The organism is Pseudomonas sp. GW822-FHT06D10 (assembly GCF_058799535.1).
Genome location: NZ_JBXALN010000003.1, coordinates 67,768 through 84,835, shown reverse-complemented (window position 1 = coordinate 84,835; position 17,068 = coordinate 67,768). Strand labels below are relative to the sequence as shown.

Sequence of the window (17,068 nt, the reverse complement as noted above, 5' to 3'; positions counted from 1 at the left end):
GCCCCTGAGGGGCCTAGTCTAGCGCCTATTCACAAGGCTTACAGGGCCACGAAGGGCGATGAATACCGTTTGCGTCGATGGTGTTTACATAGGCAAGGCAAAAAATCTCGGCCAGGGTCTGGTCTGCGACACCGACAAGTACCCGGTTGCCAACCGACTCTGGTTGTGGCCACAAGGCCTGGGCAGCGATGAGCACGGCGATCCGCGCTTTCACACCGGTCCCGAGCGCGCCTTGCATCATTACCCCGCTGAACACTATGACCACTGGCGCAAACGTTACCCACAGTTCGCCTGGTGCGCGCCGGCCTTCGGTGAAAACCTGTCCACCCATGGCCTCACCGAAGAACAGGTGTGCCTGGGCGATCTGTTTCGCTGGGGCGGTGCGCTATTGCAGGTCAGCCAACCGCGTTCGCCCTGCTATCGCCTGAGCCATCGCTGGGGCCTGGCCAATCTGCCGCAACAGGCCCAGGACAATGGTCGTTGCGGCTGGTTTTACCGGGTCCTCAAGCCAGGCTTCGTACAAGCGGATGAACCTTTTGAACTGATTCAGCGCAGTTACCCCGGCCTCACCGTGGCCTGGGCCTTGCACTGTTTTTTCCAGGAACCTCTGGAGCATGCTGGCTTGAAAACCCTCATTGATTGCCCGGCGCTTTCCTCGCGCTGGCGTGATATCGCTATCAAGCGCATGCGTACTGGCCGGGTTGAAGACTGGTCCGCGCGCCTGCTGGGGCTGCCGCTGGAGGGCCTGCGGGCATGAATCTGTTCAACCTGCGCCGCACTGTGCCGAGCCTGGAAGATCTGGCCGTCGAGCCCTATGCAAACGCTTCGGCCCCGGCCTTTTCCAACGAGTGCCTGATGCCCAGTGTGCAGCGTCCCCAACCGGTCTTCGTGCGCGGCCAGGGCTCTTGGCTATGGGACAGTGAAGACCGTACTTACCTGGACTTCACCCAGGCCGGGGCCGCCAATAGTCTTGGCCACAGCCCGTCGGTCCTGGTCGCCGCGCTTGCCGAGCAGGCGCAGTCGCTGATCAACCCGGGTTCCGGGTTCTACAACCGTGGGATGCTCAAGCTGGCCGATCGCCTGTGCCGCAGCACCGACAGCGACCAGGCCTACCTGCTGAGCAGCGGCACTGAAGCTTGCGAGGCCGCAATCAAGCTGGCGCGTAAATGGGGGCAACTGCATCGTGGCGGCGCGGCTGGCATCATCACTGCCAGCCAGAGCTGCCATGGTCGTGGCTTTGCTGCGTTGTCGGCGGCTGGCAGCGGCGCTCCGGGCAATCGTTTCGGCCCCGGGCTGCCGGGTTTCAGCCAGGTGCCGTTCAACGATCTGCCGGCCTTGCACGCGGCGGTGGATGCGCAAACCGTGGCGATCATGCTGGAGCCGATCCAGAGTGAGGCTGGTGTCATTCCGGCGACCGAGCATTACCTCAAGGGTGTCGAGCGCCTGTGCCGTGAACTGGGCATCCTGCTGATTCTCGATGAGGTCCAGACCGGCATCGGCCGCTGCGGCACCCTGCTGGCCGAACAGCTGTATGGCGTGCGTGCCGACATCATCGCTCTGGGCAAGGGGCTCGGCGGTGGCGTGCCACTGGCGGCGTTGCTGGCACGGGGCAAGGCCTGCTGTTTCGAGGCGGGCGAGCTGGATGGCACTCACCATGGCAATGCGCTGATGACCTCGGCCGGCCTGGCGGTCCTGGACAGCCTGCAGGAGCATGGCTTTCTCCAGCAGGCGCGCCATAACGGCCAGTACCTGGGGCAGGAACTGACCCGCCTGGCGAGCCGGTATGCACAGGGCCAAGTGCGGGGGCAGGGTTTGTTCTGGGGCATGACCCTGGCGGATGAGTCCGCCGACGCGGTGGTCAAGGCTGCCCTGCATGAAGGCTTGCTGCTCAGCGCGCCGCAACCGGACTGCCTGCGTTTTACCCCGGCATTGAGTGTCAGCAAAGGCAATATCGACGAGATGCTCCTGCGCCTGGCTCGGGCTTTTTCCCGGGTGCGCACGGCGCAATTGCACTGTCGCAAGGGAGTGGCCGTCTGATGCGTGTACTGATCCTGCAACATTCGCCTGCCTCCGGGCCGGGGCGGATCAACCAGTGGCTGCTGGAGCGGGCGAGCGCCGTGCACATCTGCCATCTGTACGCCCAGGCACGTTTGCCGCGGCTCGATAGTTTCGACCTGCTGATCGCTCTGGGTGGGCCCATGAGTGTGCACGACGAGGCCCAGACTCCTTGGCTGGCCGCGGAAAAACGCCTGTTGCGCAAGGCCCTGTCTGCCGGCAAGCGCGTGCTGGGCATCGGCCTGGGTGGCCAGCTCCTGGCGCAGGCGCTGGGGGCGCAGGTTCGCCCCAGTGCAGCGCGGGAGATTGGCTGGTGGCCTGTGGAAAAGTACCCCAATGCCCAGGACTCGCCTTTGGGGCTGGCCTTGCCGGAACGTCTGATGGCCTTTCATTGGCACGGCGAAAGCTTCGATCTGCCCAAGGGCGCGTTGCCGCTCTATCGCTCGGCGGCCTGCGATCACCAGGGCTTTATCTGGCAGGAGCGGGCCATCGGCTTGCAATGCCTGTTGCAGAGCGACTTGCACAGCATCGAGGCACTTTTGCAGGCGCGCCCCAACGGTTGGCTGAGCGCTGAACACAGCGCCGAGCCCGATAGCGTCGAGGATCAACAGGCGATTCTCGCCGGAATCCCGCATTGCAGTGGCCTGGCACCCACTCTGTTCCGGGTGCTGGATTACCTTTCCGGGCCACATGCGACCTTACGTTGACTGACTTCCTGAACCGTCTCGCGGTATAACGCATCGCCCCGTGTCCGATTTTTCGCACGGGGCGTTTTTTTATCTCCAGCTTTTTCAAACCCCCTCTTTGTTCTTGCAACCTCCTTCAAGTACCGGCTCGTTGTACGGGCGCCATGGCCATCAAGCTGTTGAGCGTGGTGCAGGAACATGGCCTCCAGATCCTCGCCCGAGTGGCAGCGCGGCCTCGAATCGCTCTGAACCCTGGCGTATGGCCAAGGTCGATTGCAGGTAAGGCTCATTCGAGCCGATTGTTATCAGGAGCTGCCCATGGACTTGATCCGCATCATCTTCGCCATTCTCTTGCCGCCCCTGGGGGTCTTCCTGCAAGTGGGGTTTGGCGGCGCTTTCTGGCTGAACATCCTGCTGACCCTGTGCGGCTACATTCCGGGGATCGTGCATGCGGTGTACATCATCGCCAAACGCTGATGGTCTGCCCGTTCCAGGGGAACGGGCAGTAGCTGATCAGTGCTGTGCCTGCAGCACACGGCGGTAAAACCGCCACTCCTGCTCCAGGGCGTGGGCCTGGTTGCTGGCCTTGCGAAAGCCGTGGCGCTCATCGGGATAGTAGTGGGCCTCGGCGGCGATGCCCTGGTCCTGTAGTGCCTTGAGCATGTCGCGGGTCTGCTTGGGCACCACCACCGCATCCTGCTCCCCCTGGAAAAACACCACCGGCACGCCGATGCTGCTGGCGTGGGCCAGGGGAGTACGGGCCAGATAACGTTCGCTGTCGCGTTCAGGATCGCCGATCAGCCAGTCCAGGTAGTCGCCTTCGAACTTGTGGGTGGCGCGGGCCAGGCTGATCGGATCACTGACTCCGTAGAGGCTGGCTCCGGCGCAGAAGACCTTGGCGAAGGCCAGGGCGCAGAGGGTGGTGTAGCCCCCCGAGCTGCCGCCGCGTATGAATGCCTGTTGCGGATCGATCAGCCCCTGCTCATCCAGGTGGGCCACCACGGCGCAGGCGTCTTGCACATCCACCTCGCCCCAGCGCAGGTGCAGGGCCTGGCGATAGACCCGGCCATATCCGGTGCTGCCGCGGTAGTTCAGGTCGGCCACGGCAAAGCCGCGCTGGGTCCAGAACTGGATACGCGGGTCGAGTATCGGGTAACAGGCCGAAGTCGGGCCGCCGTGGATGAACACCACCAAGGGCGGCCGGTTGACACCGTTCATGGCCGGGTAGAAGAAGCCGTGGGCCTGGCCGTCGCCGCTGGGGTAGCACAGGGTCTGCGGGCGGCTGATGCGTTCCGCCGGCAGAGGGGCAATCCCTCCCGCCAGGACTTGGACCTGCCGGGTCTTGCGGTCTATGGCGATAACGGCCGAGGGGCTGACAGGCGAGGCCGCGATGCAGTACAGGTAGTGCTGGTCTAGCGCCAGGCTGCGGAAGCGGCTGTAGTCGCTGCCAAAGTCCTGCTGGAAACCGTCGTCCTGACGCAGCCCGAGGCGGCCAAAACCCTGCTCGGTCCAGCTGCCAAACCAGGCATCGCCGCCCAGGGGCAGCCAAGTGCAACTTCCCAGTTGCCAAGGCGCCGGGGCATGGTCCGCGGCGGTGCTGGGCAACGGCCGCAAACCATCGCTCGATTCGGCCCAGGGTTGCCAGAAACCGCCGCGATCGCTGAGACAATACAGATGATCGTGCTGGTCGAAGCGCGGCTGTTGCAGTGACTCTGGCTCGCCATCGCCCGCCACGCAGCGGGGATCCCCCCAGGTCCCGTTGCCCAGGCGCTCAGCAAGCATCAGGCGGGTGCTGGTCCAAGGTTGATGGGGCCGGTCCCACTCGATCCAGGCCAGGCGCAGACCATTGGGGCTGAGGGTAGGAGCGGCATAGAAGTCGGCCCCGGCAGCCAGTAGCCGGCGTTGACCGGTGATGCTGTCAATGCTCACCAGTTGGTGTTGTTCGGCGCACTCCTCGACGGCCAGCACCTGGCCAGCGTGGCATCGCAGGTCACCGTAGCGGCACGTGCCTTGAGTCAAGGCGCTGGGCGCTCCACCGGCCAGGGGCTGGCGATACAGCTGCTGGTCCGCCTCGTTGACGAACAGCAGGGCATCATCGCTGAGGCAGAAGGCGCCACCACCGTATTCATAGACCCGGCTGCGCACGCTGAAGCCGGCCGGCGTCAGGCACTGGGCCTGGCCCTGATGCCACTGCCAGATCCGGCAGCGGCCGTCCTCGGGACGATATTCATTCCAGAACAGGCCGTGGGTCGTCAGTTGCAGTTCGGCAAAATCGACCCCGGCCGTAGTGGCCTGGCTGGCGCTGAAGGGCTCAACCCTTGGCGATGAGGCGGGAGTTTCGTTCATTGCGAAAAGCCAGTTGCTCGATGGTGTGGGTGGCCGTTTCAGACTCTTCACGGGCCTGGAGGATCATCCCATGGTGTGGCGATTTGCTGCACACCGGATCGGCATTGCTGGCATCTCCGGTCAGCATGAAGGCCTGGCAGCGGCAGCCGCCGAAGTCCTTTTCCTTCTCGTCGCAGGAGCGGCAGGGTTCGGGCATCCAGTCGTACCCGCGAAAGCGGTTGAAACCGAATGAGTCGTACCAGATGTGCTGCATGCTGTGGTCGCGCACATTGGGGAACTGCACCGGCATCTGCCGTGCGCCGTGGCAAGGCAGTGCGGTGCCGTCCGGAGTCACGGTGAGGAAGATGCTGCCCCAGCCGTTCATGCAGGCCTTGGGGCGCTCCTCGTAGTAGTCCGGAGTGACGAAGATCAGCTTGCAGGGATGCCCTTGGGCTTCCAGCCTGGCGCGGTATTCGTTGGTGATGCGCTCGGCGCGCACCAGTTGTTCCTTGGTCGGCAGCAGGCCCACGCGGTTGAGCTGGGCCCAGCCGTAGAACTGGCAGGTGGCGAGCTCGACGAAATCGGCTTCCAGGGCGATGCACAGCTCGATGATGCGGTCGATCTTGTCGATGTTGTGCCGGTGGGTGACGAAGTTCAGCACCATCGGATAGCCGTGGGCCTTGACCGCACGGGCCATCTCCAGCTTCTGCGCGAAGGCCTTTTTCGAACCGGCCAGCAGGTTGTTCACCTGTTCGTCGCTGGCCTGGAAGCTGATCTGGATATGGTCCAGGCCGGCTTTCTTGAAGTCGCTGATCTTCTGCTCGGTGAGGCCGATGCCGGAGGTGATCAGGTTGGTATAGAAGCCCAGCTTGCGCGCCTCGCCGATCAGTTCGGCCAGGTCCTGGCGCACCAGCGGCTCGCCGCCGGAGAAACCCAGCTGCGCTGCACCCATTTCCCGCGCTTCGCGAAATACCTTGATCCACTGCTCGGTGCTCAGCTCCTTGCCCTGCTCGGCGAAGTCCAGGGGGTTGGAGCAGTAGGGGCACTGCAACGGGCAGCGGTAGGTCAGCTCGGCCAGCAGCCACAGCGGCAGGCCAACTTCCGGTTTGCCGGGCAGAACCGCCGGTTCAGGCGAGTTCGATCCAGTGCTGAGCACGGGCGACCTCCATGAACTGCTCGATATCTTCACCGAGCTCCGCCACCCCCGGGAACTGGATTTCCAGCTCGCTGATGATCGCCGCAACGTCACGTTCGCCATCGATCAGGCCGCCAATCAGGGCGGCACTGTCGTTGAGCTTGATCATGCCCTCGGGGTACAGCAGGACGTGGCCCTTTTGCGCCGGTTCATACTGGAAGCGGTAGCCGGGGCGCCAGCGTGGGGTTTTACTGTGGTCGAAACTCATAGGGTGATCCCCTTATGCCAGACCCGCTGATCGGTGACGCTGTGATAGGGCGGGCGGTTCAGTTCATAGGCCATGCTCATGGCGTCGAGCATGCTCCAAAGGATGTCCAGTTTGAACTGGAGAATTTCCAGCATGCGTTCCTGGCCGGCACGGGTGGTGTAGTGCTGCAGGGTGATCGCCAGGCCGTGCTCGACATCGCGGCGGGCCTGGCCCAGGCGGGTGCGGAAGTACTCGTAGCCAGTGGGGTCGATCCATGGGTAATGCTGGGGCCAGCTGTCCAGGCGCGACTGGTGGATTTGCGGCGCGAACAGTTCGGTCAGCGAGCTGCTGGCCGCCTCCTGCCAACTGGCCCGGCGAGCAAAATTGACATAGGCGTCCACGGCAAAGCGCACACCGGGCAGCACCAGCTCCTGGGAGCGCAACTGGTCCGGGTCCAGTCCCACGGCCTGGCCCAGGCGCAGCCAGGCCTCGATGCCGCCGTCCTCGCCCGGGGCGCCGTCATGGTCCAGCAGGCGCTGGATCCATTCGCGGCGAATCTCCCGGTCCGGACAGTTGGCGAGGATCGCCGCGTCCTTCATGGGGATGTTCACCTGGTAATAGAAGCGGTTGGCGACCCAGCCCTGGATCTGCTCGCGGGTCGCCCGGCCTTCATACATCGCCACGTGATAAGGGTGATGGATGTGGTAGTAGGCGCCTTTGGCGCGCAGTGCCTGCTCGAATTCGGCGGCGGACAGCGGGGTGTCGGTCATGTGTGTTCTCCGGGGGACAGCCCTTTCGCGGGCAAGCCCGCTCCTTCGCAAAGGGGCCAAGGCTCGTGGGGCGAGCTTGTGGGCGATTCGCCCTACAGCTCAATACTCATTCCGTCGTAAGCCACTTCCACCTTTCGGCGTACCAGTTCGGCACGTTCGGCGGAGTCTTCATCGAGGATCGGGTTGGTGTTGTTGATATGTATCAGCACCTTGCGCTGGCGCGGCAACTGTTCCAGCACTTCGAGCATGCCGCCGGGGCCGTTCTGCGCCAGGTGGCCCATTTCCCGGCCGGTACGGGTGCCCACGCCACGACGCTGCATTTCATCGTCTTCCCACAGGGTGCCGTCCACTAGCAGCACATCGCTGGCGGCCATGATCTCCAGGAGTGGCGCGTCGACCTTGCCCAGGCCCGGCGCATAGAAGAGTTTGCCGCCGCTGCGCAGGTCTTCGACGATCAGGCCGATGTTGTCCCCCGGGTGCGGGTCGAAACGGTGTGGCGAATAGGGCGGCGCTGCGCTGCGCAGGGGCAGCGGCGTGAAGCGCAGGTTGGGGCAGGCGGGGATGCTGAAGCTCTGGTCCAGCTCGATGCGGTTCCAGCTCAGGCCGCCGTTCCAGTGGCTGAGCATCTTGAACAGCGGGAAACCGGTGCTCAGGTCTTCATGGACCATGTCGGTGCACCAGACCTGGTGCGGGCAGCCTTCACGCAGGCTGAGCAGGCCGGTGGTGTGGTCGATCTGGCTGTCCATGAGGATGATGGCGCCGATGCCGGTGTCCCGCAGGGCGCGGCCCGGTTGCATGGGGGCGAAGCTTTGCAACTGCGCGCGGATATCCGGAGAGGCGTTGCACAGCACCCAGTTCACCCCGTCATCGGAAATCGCGATGGACGATTGAGTGCGCGCCTGGGCCCGCAGGCTACCGTCGCGAAATCCGGCGCAGTTCACGCAGTTGCAGTTCCACTGCGGAAAACCACCGCCGGCGGCGGAACCTAGAATCTGGACAAACATGGACGCTCCCTGGGCTCAAGACTGAAAAAAGGACGGAGAACTGAAAATAAAAACGCCCCGGACGGGCCGAGGCGTTGCGCTGCGTTTCTGGCCAGAGGCAGAAATTAGCGGCTGGCGAAGTACATGGTGACTTCGAAGCCGATACGCAGGTCGGTGTAAGCAGGTTTGGACCAGGTCATAAAATTGCTCCTTTGAGGTGGGTGGGACGGGTGTTGCCTATACATATAGTCCACCTCCGGCGGGAGATGTTCAGATGCTTAGGAGGCTATCTTACTAAATTCCCGCTGAAGGTTGCCCGCAATTCTGAAGAAAGCTCATTGCAGCGCTGGTAATGATCATTCTGCCACTTGCCAGGGGGCACCCGGGCACGGCCTGTTGGCCAGCGCGCTGCAGCCGCCGGCAGCCTCTCTGAGTTGTCGGGCGGCCTGGATCGCGATGGCGGGTGTCAGGGCCTCTATGCAGCCTTGCAACTGCTGCAGGTAATCCGACGAATGGCCGGCCAGTTTTACCTGCCACAACAGCTCCATGGCCTGTTCCTGAGGCAGGGTCGCGGGCTGCAACTGTTGAGCCAGGGCCTGTCGCTGATCATTCCAGCTGGGCTCGTCGAGTGCCTGGAGTTGTTCGGGCAGGTGCTCAAGGAATTGTGCGATGTGCTGAAGTATCTCGGTGACTGTCGCGCCGGGGGATTGCACGCCGAACAACAGACCCGTCCGGCCGTTGCGCTGGCGAACGGCACTGAAGACGCCATAACCCAGTTGCAGCTCCACCCGCAGGCGCTGATAGAACGGGGTCTGGCAGAGCTGGCCGAGCAGGCGCCATGCGGCTTCATCGGCAAGGCTGGCGCTGGGCACTGGATAGAACAGCAGCAGGGCATGCTCACCGGCACTCCCGGGCAGGTTCTGCCACTGCTGGCCGGTGCCTGCTGGCACCGGCCGGCAGAGGGTGGCGTCCGCTGTGCCGGGCATCTGTTGCAGGGTTCGGCTCAAGGCTTCCTGGATGGCGGCTGGCAGCGCCAGGCCCAGTCCGTCCCAGCGAGCGCTGGCCCAGAGTGCTTGCAAGGCCTCTGGGTCGGGCTGGGCCGGGCTGTCGGGCTGTGGCTGTTCGCTGAATGCCTTGAGCAATTGGCGGATCGGCAGCAGGGGCGCTTCAGCATTGACGCTTGCCTGCTCATGCCAGAACGACTCGGCAGGTCGCCCCAGGGCTTTCAATGCTTGCAGTAGCACTGCGGGCATGGGGGACGGCAAACCGTGCAGTTTCAGCAGCCAGTCTTTGCCACAAGAGGTGAAAATCAGCTCTACGCCGGCCTGGCGGGCATCGTCGCGCAATGTCGCCAGGCTGCGCAGCAACCGGGCATGCAAGCCCATCGGGGCAGGCGAGGCCAGTTGCCAGCGCAGAGTCAGGGCGCTACCAGAAGGATCTGCTGGCAGCGCCTGGCTGAAGCTCAGGGCCGAGCTTTCCTTGCGGCCCCGGGAGCGATCCTGGGCAAAGGTGCGCAGCCCGCGATGAGCGCTGGTCTGCCCACGAATCAACCCGGCCCGTGGTGCCTCGATCGTGCTGCGCAGAAAGGGGTTGGCAGGAGGCAGGCGCCAGTCGTGGCTGAAGTGCTCCACAGCCTGGGGTTGCAACTGCTTGAGCACCTGCTTGAGGGCGGCCAGCCCCGACTCATCCAGCCCATCGGCAGCTTGGCGGCTGTCGCGTCGGGACAGTTCCAGGGCGCTGGCAACTTCGATCTGGCGCTGTTGCAGCAAGGCATATTCTTCGCGCAACGGTGCCCAGTCGGCCTGGGCACTGAAGAACCCCAGCCACTCTGTCAGCAGCTCGCGTACCTGAGCCGGGGCTGATGCCGCCACGCTGGTCAGATCGAACTCCAGGTGCAGCAGGGCCTGGCCGGCGAACTCATACAGGAGCGTGGCCTTGAGGCTGTGAGCCAGTTGGCGCTGCTGGAGTTCCGCCAGCAACCCGCCGGGCTTGGCCGATTGCAGCCAGGTGCAGAGAAAATCCACAGCGGCAGTCGCGCCCGCGGGCAGCCGCTCTAGAGCAAACAGCAGGTCCAGCCGCTGGCCGCTGAGTTGTTGGTAAGTCTGTTTGCCTGTGGCCATTAGGGCGGGAGGCGCTGTCTGCTCAAGGTGTTGACCGCTCGGCAGGCAACTGCCGTAGCGTTCCGCCAGGGCTCGGAGCTCCTCCAGTGGCTGCGGGCCGGCGAGGCTCAAGACCATTTGCCCGGCCTGGTAATACTCGCGATGGAACTGCTGCAAGGCCTGCTGGAAGGCGTTATTGGGCAGGTTCAGGCTGTAGCGGTTGCCAGCGTGGAAGGCCCTTAGCGGGTGCGCGGCATGAAGACCGTCAAACAGTGCGAACTGACGCTGCGCTGTCGCATCCCGGGACCAGGCGATGAACTCCGCGTGCAGGACTTCCCGCTCACGGTGTTGGTCCTCCAGGCTCATGCGCGGTTGAGCGAGCATCTCGCACAGACGTTCCAGGCCACCGGCGAAGGCGCTGGCCGGCAGCTCGAAAAAGAACTCGGTGGCACGTTCGCAGGTTCGCGCGTTCAGTTGCCCGCCCTGGGCCCGTACATAGGCCATCAGCCCCTGTTCGACAGGAAAGCGCTCGGTCCCGAGAAACAGCAGGTGTTCCAGAAAGTGCGCCAGGCCCGGCCAGGCCAGCGGCACATCGTGGCTGCCGGCGGCGACCCGCAATGTCGCGGCGCAGCGTTTCAAATGGGGAGCATGACGTAGGGAAACCCGCAGGCCGTTGGCCAGGGTTTCCAGTGGGGGCAGAGGGTGATTCGGCGCGGGCATGAGCACTTCCAGAACAGAGAAGCGCTCATGCTAGCGGATATCCCCGGATCAGCGCTTGCTCAGGTCGTCGTAAAGCTCGGGGCGGCGATCGGACAGGTAGCGGTTGAGCGCCCGGGATTCGCCCATCAGTTGGCGGTCCAGGGTGCCGATGATCAGGGCCTCGTCGAGACCGGCCAGGGCAATCCGGCTGCCGTCGGGGGCGGCGATGCTGCTCTGGCCGCAATAGCGGATCTGTTCTTCATGGCCACAGTAGTTGGCATAGGCCACGTAGCACTGGTTCTCGAAGGCCCGGGCACGGATCGTCACGTCGGCGACGAAGTCGTAAGGGATCATGTTGGCGGTCGGCACCAGAATCAGCTCCGCGCCTGCCAGGGCCAGGCGTCGTGCATTCTCCGGGAACTCGATGTCGTAGCAGATCAGAAAGCCGAGTTTCCAGCCGTCCAGTTCCACCAGCGGAAAGTCATCTTCGCCGGCGCTGAACATCGAATGGTCGAGGTCACCGAACAGGTGGGTCTTGCGGTAGTTGCACAGGCGCTGCCCCTGGGCGTCGATCAACTGCACGGCGTTGTAGATCTGGCCGTCGGCGCTGCGCTCCGGGTAGCCATAGAGGATCGCCGTGCCGGAGGCCTGGGCGATGGCGGCGATGCGCTGGGCCGAAGGGCCGTCCTGGGCCTCGGCCAGAGCGCCCACCGCTTCCAGGCCGATGTTGTAGCCGCTGAGAAACATCTCCGGCAGCACCAGCAGATCGGCATCGGTGGCCTCCATGGCCACCTGATGCAGGCGTTGCAGGTTGCCGGCCACATCCAGCGGCCTCGGCGGGCACTGATACAGGGCGACGCGCATGGTCTTCACTCCACTCACTGACAGACCGGCCACTGTAGCCGCTGTCGCAGGTTCGTACGACATCCCCGCAGGGCAAGCCTGCGGGAACGAGCGCCTGCCCGGCCGCCGGTTTCAGTCGGCCAGGGCAATCGGCCCGATCTCGTGGAACACATCCCCCGGGCCCGGATTCTCGGCGTGGGTAGCGCCACCGAAGTGCTTCATGATCCCCCACACCGCGTTCAGCGAGGTCTGCACCGCACCCTCGACCCAGGCCGGAGTCCAGGAGACATCGTCACCAGCGATGAAGATACCGCGCTGCTCGGCGGGCATGTCGTCCTGCATGAAGTGCGCGTACATCCGCTGGTTGTAGCGGTAGTGGCCCGGCAGCGCGCCCTTGAAGGCGCCGAGGAAATGCGGATCGGCCTCCCAGGAGACGGTGATCGGGTCGCCGATGATACGGCTGGCGATATCCACCTTGGGGTAGATCTTCTTCAGCGCATCCAGGGCCAGCTTCACGCGCTTTTCCACCGGCTGCGGGAGCATCTTCAGGGCATCGCTCATCCACGAGTAGGACAGGCAGATCACCCCCGGCTTGTCGTCGCCGTTGTCGAACAGGTAGGTGCCGCGGGTCAGGCGGTCGGTGAGGGTCATGCTCATCAGGTCGCGACCGGTTTCCGGATCCTTGTCCTTCCAGAACGGCCGGTCGACCATGACGAAGGTCTTCGACGACTGCATGTAGCGAGTGCGGTCCAGGGCCATCCACATCTTTTGCGAGAACAGCGATTCCTCGCATTCGATCTGGGTGGTCAGCAGCCAGCTCTGGCAGGTGGTCAGCACCGCGGCGTATTCCCGGGTATCGCCCCAGTTGTCGGTGACGCTGAAACGGCCATCGGCGGCCCGGGCAATGCGCTTGACCCCGGTACGCGGCGCGCCGTGGTGCAGCGAGCTGAGGCTGGTACCGGCCGGCCAGTGGGCACAACGCTCCGGCACGTGGCGCCAGATGCCCAGGGGCACCTGCTCGACGCCGCCCACCACCAGGTGTTGGTGGTCGTCGCAGTTGGTCATGACCACGCGGAAGATTTCCAGCATCGAGTTGGGGAAGTCCGAATCCCAGCCGCCGGTGCCGAAGCCCACCTGGCCGAACACCTCACGGTGATGGAAAGACAGCTTGGCGAAGGCCTTGGAGGTGGCGACGAAGTCGTAGAAGGTGCGGTCGTCCCACAGCGGCACCAGGGTGTTCCACAGTTCCTTGAGGCGCGGCACGTCGCGGTCACGGATTGCCTGCTGGATTTCGCTGAAGCGCGAACCATCTTCCAGGGCATCGGCCCAGGCATCGGCGACTTCCTGGAACAGCGCCGGCAGGTCGGCGAGTTTCTGGGCGTAGTGGGTCTGGCCTTCGAGGTCGATGACGGTACTGCCCGAGGCCGGGGTCAGCGGGTTGGGAAAGGGCTTGGTTTCAAGGCCGAGCTTGTCGACGTAATGGTAGAAGGCCGTGGACGACACCGGAAAGCGCATGCCACCCAGCTCGGCGATGACCCCCTCGGCTCCCTCAAAGGCCTGGGAGCGCAGGCGGCCGCCCATTTTCGAGGCTTCATAGACCACTGGCTTGAGGCCCAGCTTCATCAGCTCGTAGGCCGCCACCAGCCCGGCGATACCGGCGCCGACAATCGCCACTTCGGTGCCGTGCCGTGCCTGGGGAATGCTGCCCAGGCCGGCAGGATGCTCGATCCAGTCGTCGAAGGCGAAAGGGAAGTCCGGGCCGAAAATGGTGATCGGCTTCTTACCGTCTGCAGGATGGCGATTGTTCTTGTTCATGGCTGACCTTGGCGGGCGGCTCAGCAGAGTGCTGAGTATAGGAAAAGATGGCAGCCATTCTAGAGAGGGTGAAACACGTAAATAAGACGCAAACTGTCGTCGTTATGCTCGGTTATTTATCGATATGACGAATTTGTGCGTCAGATTGGCTGATTGGCAGGGCGCACCTTACAGCGCGTGCCCGCGATCGATCTTGCTGCTGAGAATGATCGAGGTGGTGGTTTTCTCCACGCCGTCAACGCTGCCGATCTGGTCCAGCAACTGGTCCAGCTGTTCCGGTGAGTCGGTGCGCAGCCAGGCCACATAGTCGAATTCGCCGCTGACCGCACACAGTTGCTGGACCTGCGCCATGCCGCTCAGGCGCCGCAGCACTTCCTTGCCAGAGCGCGGCTGGACCTTGATGCCGACATACGCCTGCAAGCCGCCATCGACTACCCGCTGCCCCAGGCGCACGCCATATCCGGTAATGACCCGGGTCTTTTCCAGGCGGGCCAGGCGCGAGGTCACGGTGGTGCGGGCGATACCCAACTGCCGGGCCAGCATCGCCACGCTTTCGCGGGCGTTGATCTGCAAGGCTGCGATCAATTGACGGTCGACTTCGTCAAGAACGGGAGGGCGGCTATCGGACAAGGTGGGCTCCAGCACGGCTATCGGGGGAGCGCACATGTTACAGGCTCCCGTGAACACCCGCCGCAGCTCCCGGAGAACATGGCGCAAGCGACAGCTACGCTCTGCAAGTCGGGAATTTTTTTGAAACAAATGACCTGCGACAGATTGTCATAAGTAACTGGTTAGTACATTCTCGCCGTCAGGTTTTGAAGATGGGAGAGTTTTTAAGATGAAAAACACGGGGGCTGCCGCCGGCAGCAAATGGTTGCTCGGGGGGCTGGGTATCCTGATTGCCCTGATCGGGCTGGGCCTGGCCGCAGGCGGGGGTTACCTCCTGAGCCTGGGCGGCAGTGCCTATTTCCTGTTGATGGGCCTGGCGATGCTGGTGTCCGGGCTGCTGATCGCGCGGCGCAACCCGCGTGGTGCCTGGCTGTATGGGGTGGCCCTGGTGCTGACGGCGATCTGGGCGGTCTGGGATGCGGGCCTGGAATACTGGCCGCTGGTCTCGCGGGTACTGACCTTCGCCGTGATCGGCCTCGTGGTGGCGCTGATCTACCCGACCCTGGTGCGTGCCTCCGGAGCCCATGCCGGGCGCGGTGCCTATGGCCTGGCTGGGCTGTTGGGGATCGGTGTGGTCGCGACCCTGGCCTACATGTTCGTGCCGACCCATGTGGTCAAGGCAGACAAGGTGCCAGCGGTCCAGCCGGTGGCTCCCGGGGCGGAACAGAAAGACTGGGCCCACTGGGGCAATACCACTGCGGGCAACCGCTTCGCCGCACTGGACCAGATCAACAAGGGCAACATCGACCAGTTGCAGGTGGCCTGGACCTTCCGCACCGGTGACCTGCCCGAAAGCAACGGCGCTGGTGCCGAAGACCAGAACACACCCCTGCAGATCGGCGATACCGTCTACACCTGCACCGCCTACGGCAAGGTGTTCGCCCTGGACGCCGACACCGGCGCCGAGCGCTGGAAGTTCGACCCTCAGGGCTACGCGCCAAACTGGCAGCGCTGCCGCGGCCTGGGTTATTTCGACGCCTCTGCCACCCCGGTAGCCGATGCTTCGGTGCCTGCTGCTCCGGTGGCCTGCACCAAGCGCCTGTTCCTGCCGACCGGTGATGCGCGCCTGATCGCGATCAACGCTGAAACCGGCAAGCCCTGTGAAGACTTTGGCAACCAGGGCACGGTCGATCTGAAAACCGACATGGGCGAGATCAAGCCGGGCTACTACCAGCAGACTTCGACACCGTTGGTGGCGGGTACCGTGGTGATCGTCGGCGGCCGGGTGGCGGACAACTTCTCCACCGGCGAACCGCCGGGCGTGGTTCGGGCTTTCGATGTGCGCAGCGGCGAGCTGATGTGGGCCTGGGACCCGGGCAACCCGGCCACCACCAAGCGCCCGCCGGCGGGTGAAACCTACACCCGTGGCACGCCCAACGTCTGGTCGGCAATGTCCTATGACGCCAAGCTGGGCCTGGTGTATCTGCCCACTGGCAACGCCACCCCGGATTTCTTCGGCGGCCAGCGCACCGAGTTCGACGACAAGTGGAACTCCTCCATCGTCGCTATCGACGTGAAGACCGGCCAGGTTCGCTGGCACTTCCAGACCACCCATCACGACCTCTGGGACTTCGACCTGCCGGCACAGCCGCTGCTGTACGACATTCCGGACGACAAGGGCGGTGTGCAACCGGCGCTGGCCCAGGTCACCAAGCAGGGCGAGATATTCCTGCTCAACCGTGAGACCGGCAAGCCGATTGCCCGGGTGGAAGAGCGCCCCGTGCCCCAGGGCAATGTGCCGGGCGAGCGGTATTCGCCGACCCAGCCGTTCTCGGTGGAAATGCCGTCGATCGGCAACCAGACCCTGACCGAGTCCGACATGTGGGGCGCGACTCCCTTCGACCAGCTGATGTGCCGTATCCAGTTCAAGGGCATGCGCCATGAGGGTGTGTACACCCCGCCGGGCCTGGATCATGCGTTGCAGTTTCCGGGCTCCCTGGGCGGCATGAACTGGGGCAGCGTGTCGGTGGACCCCACCAGCAACTACATGTTCGTCAACGACATGAGCCTGGGCCTGGCCAACTACATGATTCCCCGGGACCAGATCGCCGCCGGTGCCAGTGGCATCGAGATGGGCGTGGTGCCCCAGGAAGGCACGCCGTTCGGCGCCATGCGCCAGCGCTTCCTCTCGGCGGCGGGCATTCCCTGCCAGAAGCCGCCGTTCGGCACCATGTCGGCCATCGACCTGAAGACCCGCAAGCTGGTGTGGCAAGTGCCGGTGGGTACCGTGCAGGACACCGGCCCGCTGGGGATCCGCATGCACCTGCCGATCCCGATTGGCATGCCGACCCTGGGCGCGTCCCTGGCTACCCAATCCGGTCTGCTGTTCTTCGCCGGTACCCAGGATTTCTACCTGCGGGCCTTCGATACCGGCAATGGCAATGAGATCTGGAAGGCGCGCCTGCCCGTAGGCAGCCAGTCGGGCCCCATGACCTACGTGTCGCCCAAGACCGGTCGCCAGTACATCCTGCTCACCGCTGGCGGTGCGCGGCAGTCGACGGATCGTGGCGACTACGTGATTGCTTACGCGTTGCCCAAGAAATAAGCGCAGCCTGGCAGCAGCATGAAAAAGCCGCGCAATGCGCGGCTTTTTCATGGCCGCAGGCAACGGGCTTCAGCCCCCTTGCGATTTGGGGAAGGCGGGGCATGTTCCGGGAGGGCGTTGGTGGTTGACTGCAGGGGAGTGTAAATAAGAACTGTCTTAGATACTGTTTGTGGGTATTTTGCTAAAAAGCCGCCTTT

15 protein-coding genes are annotated in these 17,068 nt (G+C 64.0%); 5 read left to right on the top strand and 10 right to left on the bottom strand.

Annotation, left to right across the window (positions count from 1 at the left end):
- The first annotated feature begins 58 nt into the window (after positions 1–58).
- The 4 genes from AC1RL5_RS10275 (at position 59) to AC1RL5_RS10260 (ending at position 3,218) form a co-directional block, all read left to right on the top strand.
- The gene (locus AC1RL5_RS10275; RefSeq protein WP_011063857.1) at positions 59–757 is read left to right on the top strand and encodes an MOSC domain-containing protein; all 699 of its coding nucleotides are present in this window, start codon (positions 59–61) and stop codon (positions 755–757) included.
- Positions 754–2,037, top strand: a complete 1,284-nt coding sequence (locus AC1RL5_RS10270) for an aspartate aminotransferase family protein (RefSeq protein ID WP_072451754.1) — start codon at positions 754–756, stop codon at positions 2,035–2,037. The genes AC1RL5_RS10275 and AC1RL5_RS10270 overlap by 4 nt, the downstream gene beginning before the upstream one ends.
- Complete coding sequence (locus tag AC1RL5_RS10265; RefSeq protein WP_011063855.1) at positions 2,037–2,762, top strand: type 1 glutamine amidotransferase; 726 nt, start codon at positions 2,037–2,039, stop codon at positions 2,760–2,762. Before AC1RL5_RS10270 ends, AC1RL5_RS10265 begins: the two co-directional genes overlap by 1 nt.
- A gap of 297 nt (positions 2,763–3,059) precedes the next feature.
- The gene (locus AC1RL5_RS10260) at positions 3,060–3,218 is read left to right on the top strand and encodes a YqaE/Pmp3 family membrane protein (protein ID WP_011063854.1); all 159 of its coding nucleotides are present in this window, start codon (positions 3,060–3,062) and stop codon (positions 3,216–3,218) included.
- Between the two features lie 36 nt (positions 3,219–3,254).
- Here AC1RL5_RS10260 and AC1RL5_RS10255 read toward each other — a convergent pair whose 3' ends face one another.
- The 10 genes from AC1RL5_RS10255 to AC1RL5_RS10210 all read right to left on the bottom strand — a co-directional run bounded on the left by AC1RL5_RS10255 (position 3,255) and on the right by AC1RL5_RS10210 (position 14,287).
- Positions 3,255–5,087 (bottom strand): S9 family peptidase, encoded by a 1,833-nt coding sequence (locus AC1RL5_RS10255; protein WP_072451753.1) that lies wholly within the window; start codon positions 5,085–5,087, stop codon positions 3,255–3,257.
- Positions 5,053–6,222 carry a pyrroloquinoline quinone biosynthesis protein PqqE gene (gene pqqE, locus AC1RL5_RS10250; RefSeq protein ID WP_019094523.1) on the bottom strand — a complete coding sequence of 390 codons (1,170 nt, stop codon included), beginning with the start codon at positions 6,220–6,222 and terminating at the stop codon, positions 5,053–5,055. Before pqqE ends, AC1RL5_RS10255 begins: the two co-directional genes overlap by 35 nt.
- Complete coding sequence (gene pqqD, locus AC1RL5_RS10245) at positions 6,194–6,469, bottom strand: pyrroloquinoline quinone biosynthesis peptide chaperone PqqD (protein ID WP_093405154.1); 276 nt, start codon at positions 6,467–6,469, stop codon at positions 6,194–6,196. The genes pqqE and pqqD overlap by 29 nt, the downstream gene beginning before the upstream one ends.
- Positions 6,466–7,218: a pyrroloquinoline-quinone synthase PqqC gene (gene pqqC / locus AC1RL5_RS10240; RefSeq protein ID WP_011063850.1), complete on the bottom strand. Its 753-nt coding sequence runs from the start codon at positions 7,216–7,218 to the stop codon at positions 6,466–6,468. The genes pqqD and pqqC overlap by 4 nt, the downstream gene beginning before the upstream one ends.
- A 92-nt stretch (positions 7,219–7,310) precedes the next feature.
- On the bottom strand, positions 7,311–8,222 hold the full coding sequence (gene pqqB, locus AC1RL5_RS10235) for a pyrroloquinoline quinone biosynthesis protein PqqB (protein WP_011063849.1): 912 nt from the start codon (positions 8,220–8,222) through the stop codon (positions 7,311–7,313).
- 104 nt (positions 8,223–8,326) lie between these two features.
- Positions 8,327–8,401, bottom strand: coding sequence for a pyrroloquinoline quinone precursor peptide PqqA (gene pqqA / locus AC1RL5_RS10230; RefSeq protein WP_003194766.1), 75 nt, complete (start codon positions 8,399–8,401; stop codon positions 8,327–8,329).
- Positions 8,402–8,557: 156 nt separating this feature from the next.
- Positions 8,558–11,020 (bottom strand): pyrroloquinoline quinone biosynthesis protein PqqF, encoded by a 2,463-nt coding sequence (gene pqqF / locus AC1RL5_RS10225; protein WP_492589374.1) that lies wholly within the window; start codon positions 11,018–11,020, stop codon positions 8,558–8,560.
- Between the two features lie 48 nt (positions 11,021–11,068).
- Positions 11,069–11,863, bottom strand: a complete 795-nt coding sequence (locus AC1RL5_RS10220; protein ID WP_072451750.1) for a carbon-nitrogen hydrolase family protein — start codon at positions 11,861–11,863, stop codon at positions 11,069–11,071.
- 111 nt (positions 11,864–11,974) lie between these two features.
- Positions 11,975–13,657: a flavin monoamine oxidase family protein gene (locus tag AC1RL5_RS10215; protein WP_053154221.1), complete on the bottom strand. Its 1,683-nt coding sequence runs from the start codon at positions 13,655–13,657 to the stop codon at positions 11,975–11,977.
- A 168-nt stretch (positions 13,658–13,825) separates the two neighbouring features.
- Positions 13,826–14,287, bottom strand: coding sequence for an Lrp/AsnC family transcriptional regulator (locus tag AC1RL5_RS10210; protein WP_011063845.1), 462 nt, complete (start codon positions 14,285–14,287; stop codon positions 13,826–13,828).
- 208 nt (positions 14,288–14,495) lie between these two features.
- Between AC1RL5_RS10210 and AC1RL5_RS10205 the strand changes: the two genes are divergently transcribed.
- Complete coding sequence (locus tag AC1RL5_RS10205) at positions 14,496–16,871, top strand: glucose/quinate/shikimate family membrane-bound PQQ-dependent dehydrogenase (RefSeq protein ID WP_492589375.1); 2,376 nt, start codon at positions 14,496–14,498, stop codon at positions 16,869–16,871.
- Positions 16,872–17,068 lie beyond the last annotated feature (197 nt).

What these genes read in the sequence shown, in the direction of transcription:
- AC1RL5_RS10275 (WP_011063857.1), top strand. Translation starts at nt 59, where the DNA reads ATGAATACCGTTTGCGTCGATGGTGTTTACATAGGCAAGGCAAAAAAT.
- AC1RL5_RS10270 (WP_072451754.1), top strand. Translation starts at nt 754, where the DNA reads ATGAATCTGTTCAACCTGCGCCGCACTGTGCCGAGCCTGGAAGATCTG.
- AC1RL5_RS10265 (WP_011063855.1), top strand. Translation starts at nt 2,037, where the DNA reads ATGCGTGTACTGATCCTGCAACATTCGCCTGCCTCCGGGCCGGGGCGG.
- AC1RL5_RS10260 (WP_011063854.1), top strand. Translation starts at nt 3,060, where the DNA reads ATGGACTTGATCCGCATCATCTTCGCCATTCTCTTGCCGCCCCTGGGG.
- AC1RL5_RS10255 (WP_072451753.1), bottom strand. Translation starts at nt 5,087, where the DNA reads ATGAACGAAACTCCCGCCTCATCGCCAAGGGTTGAGCCCTTCAGCGCC.
- pqqD (WP_093405154.1), bottom strand. Translation starts at nt 6,469, where the DNA reads ATGAGTTTCGACCACAGTAAAACCCCACGCTGGCGCCCCGGCTACCGC.
- pqqC (WP_011063850.1), bottom strand. Translation starts at nt 7,218, where the DNA reads ATGACCGACACCCCGCTGTCCGCCGCCGAATTCGAGCAGGCACTGCGC.
- pqqB (WP_011063849.1), bottom strand. Translation starts at nt 8,222, where the DNA reads ATGTTTGTCCAGATTCTAGGTTCCGCCGCCGGCGGTGGTTTTCCGCAG.
- pqqF (WP_492589374.1), bottom strand. Translation starts at nt 11,020, where the DNA reads ATGCCCGCGCCGAATCACCCTCTGCCCCCACTGGAAACCCTGGCCAAC.
- AC1RL5_RS10220 (WP_072451750.1), bottom strand. Translation starts at nt 11,863, where the DNA reads ATGCGCGTCGCCCTGTATCAGTGCCCGCCGAGGCCGCTGGATGTGGCC.
- AC1RL5_RS10215 (WP_053154221.1), bottom strand. Translation starts at nt 13,657, where the DNA reads ATGAACAAGAACAATCGCCATCCTGCAGACGGTAAGAAGCCGATCACC.
- AC1RL5_RS10205 (WP_492589375.1), top strand. Translation starts at nt 14,496, where the DNA reads ATGAAAAACACGGGGGCTGCCGCCGGCAGCAAATGGTTGCTCGGGGGG.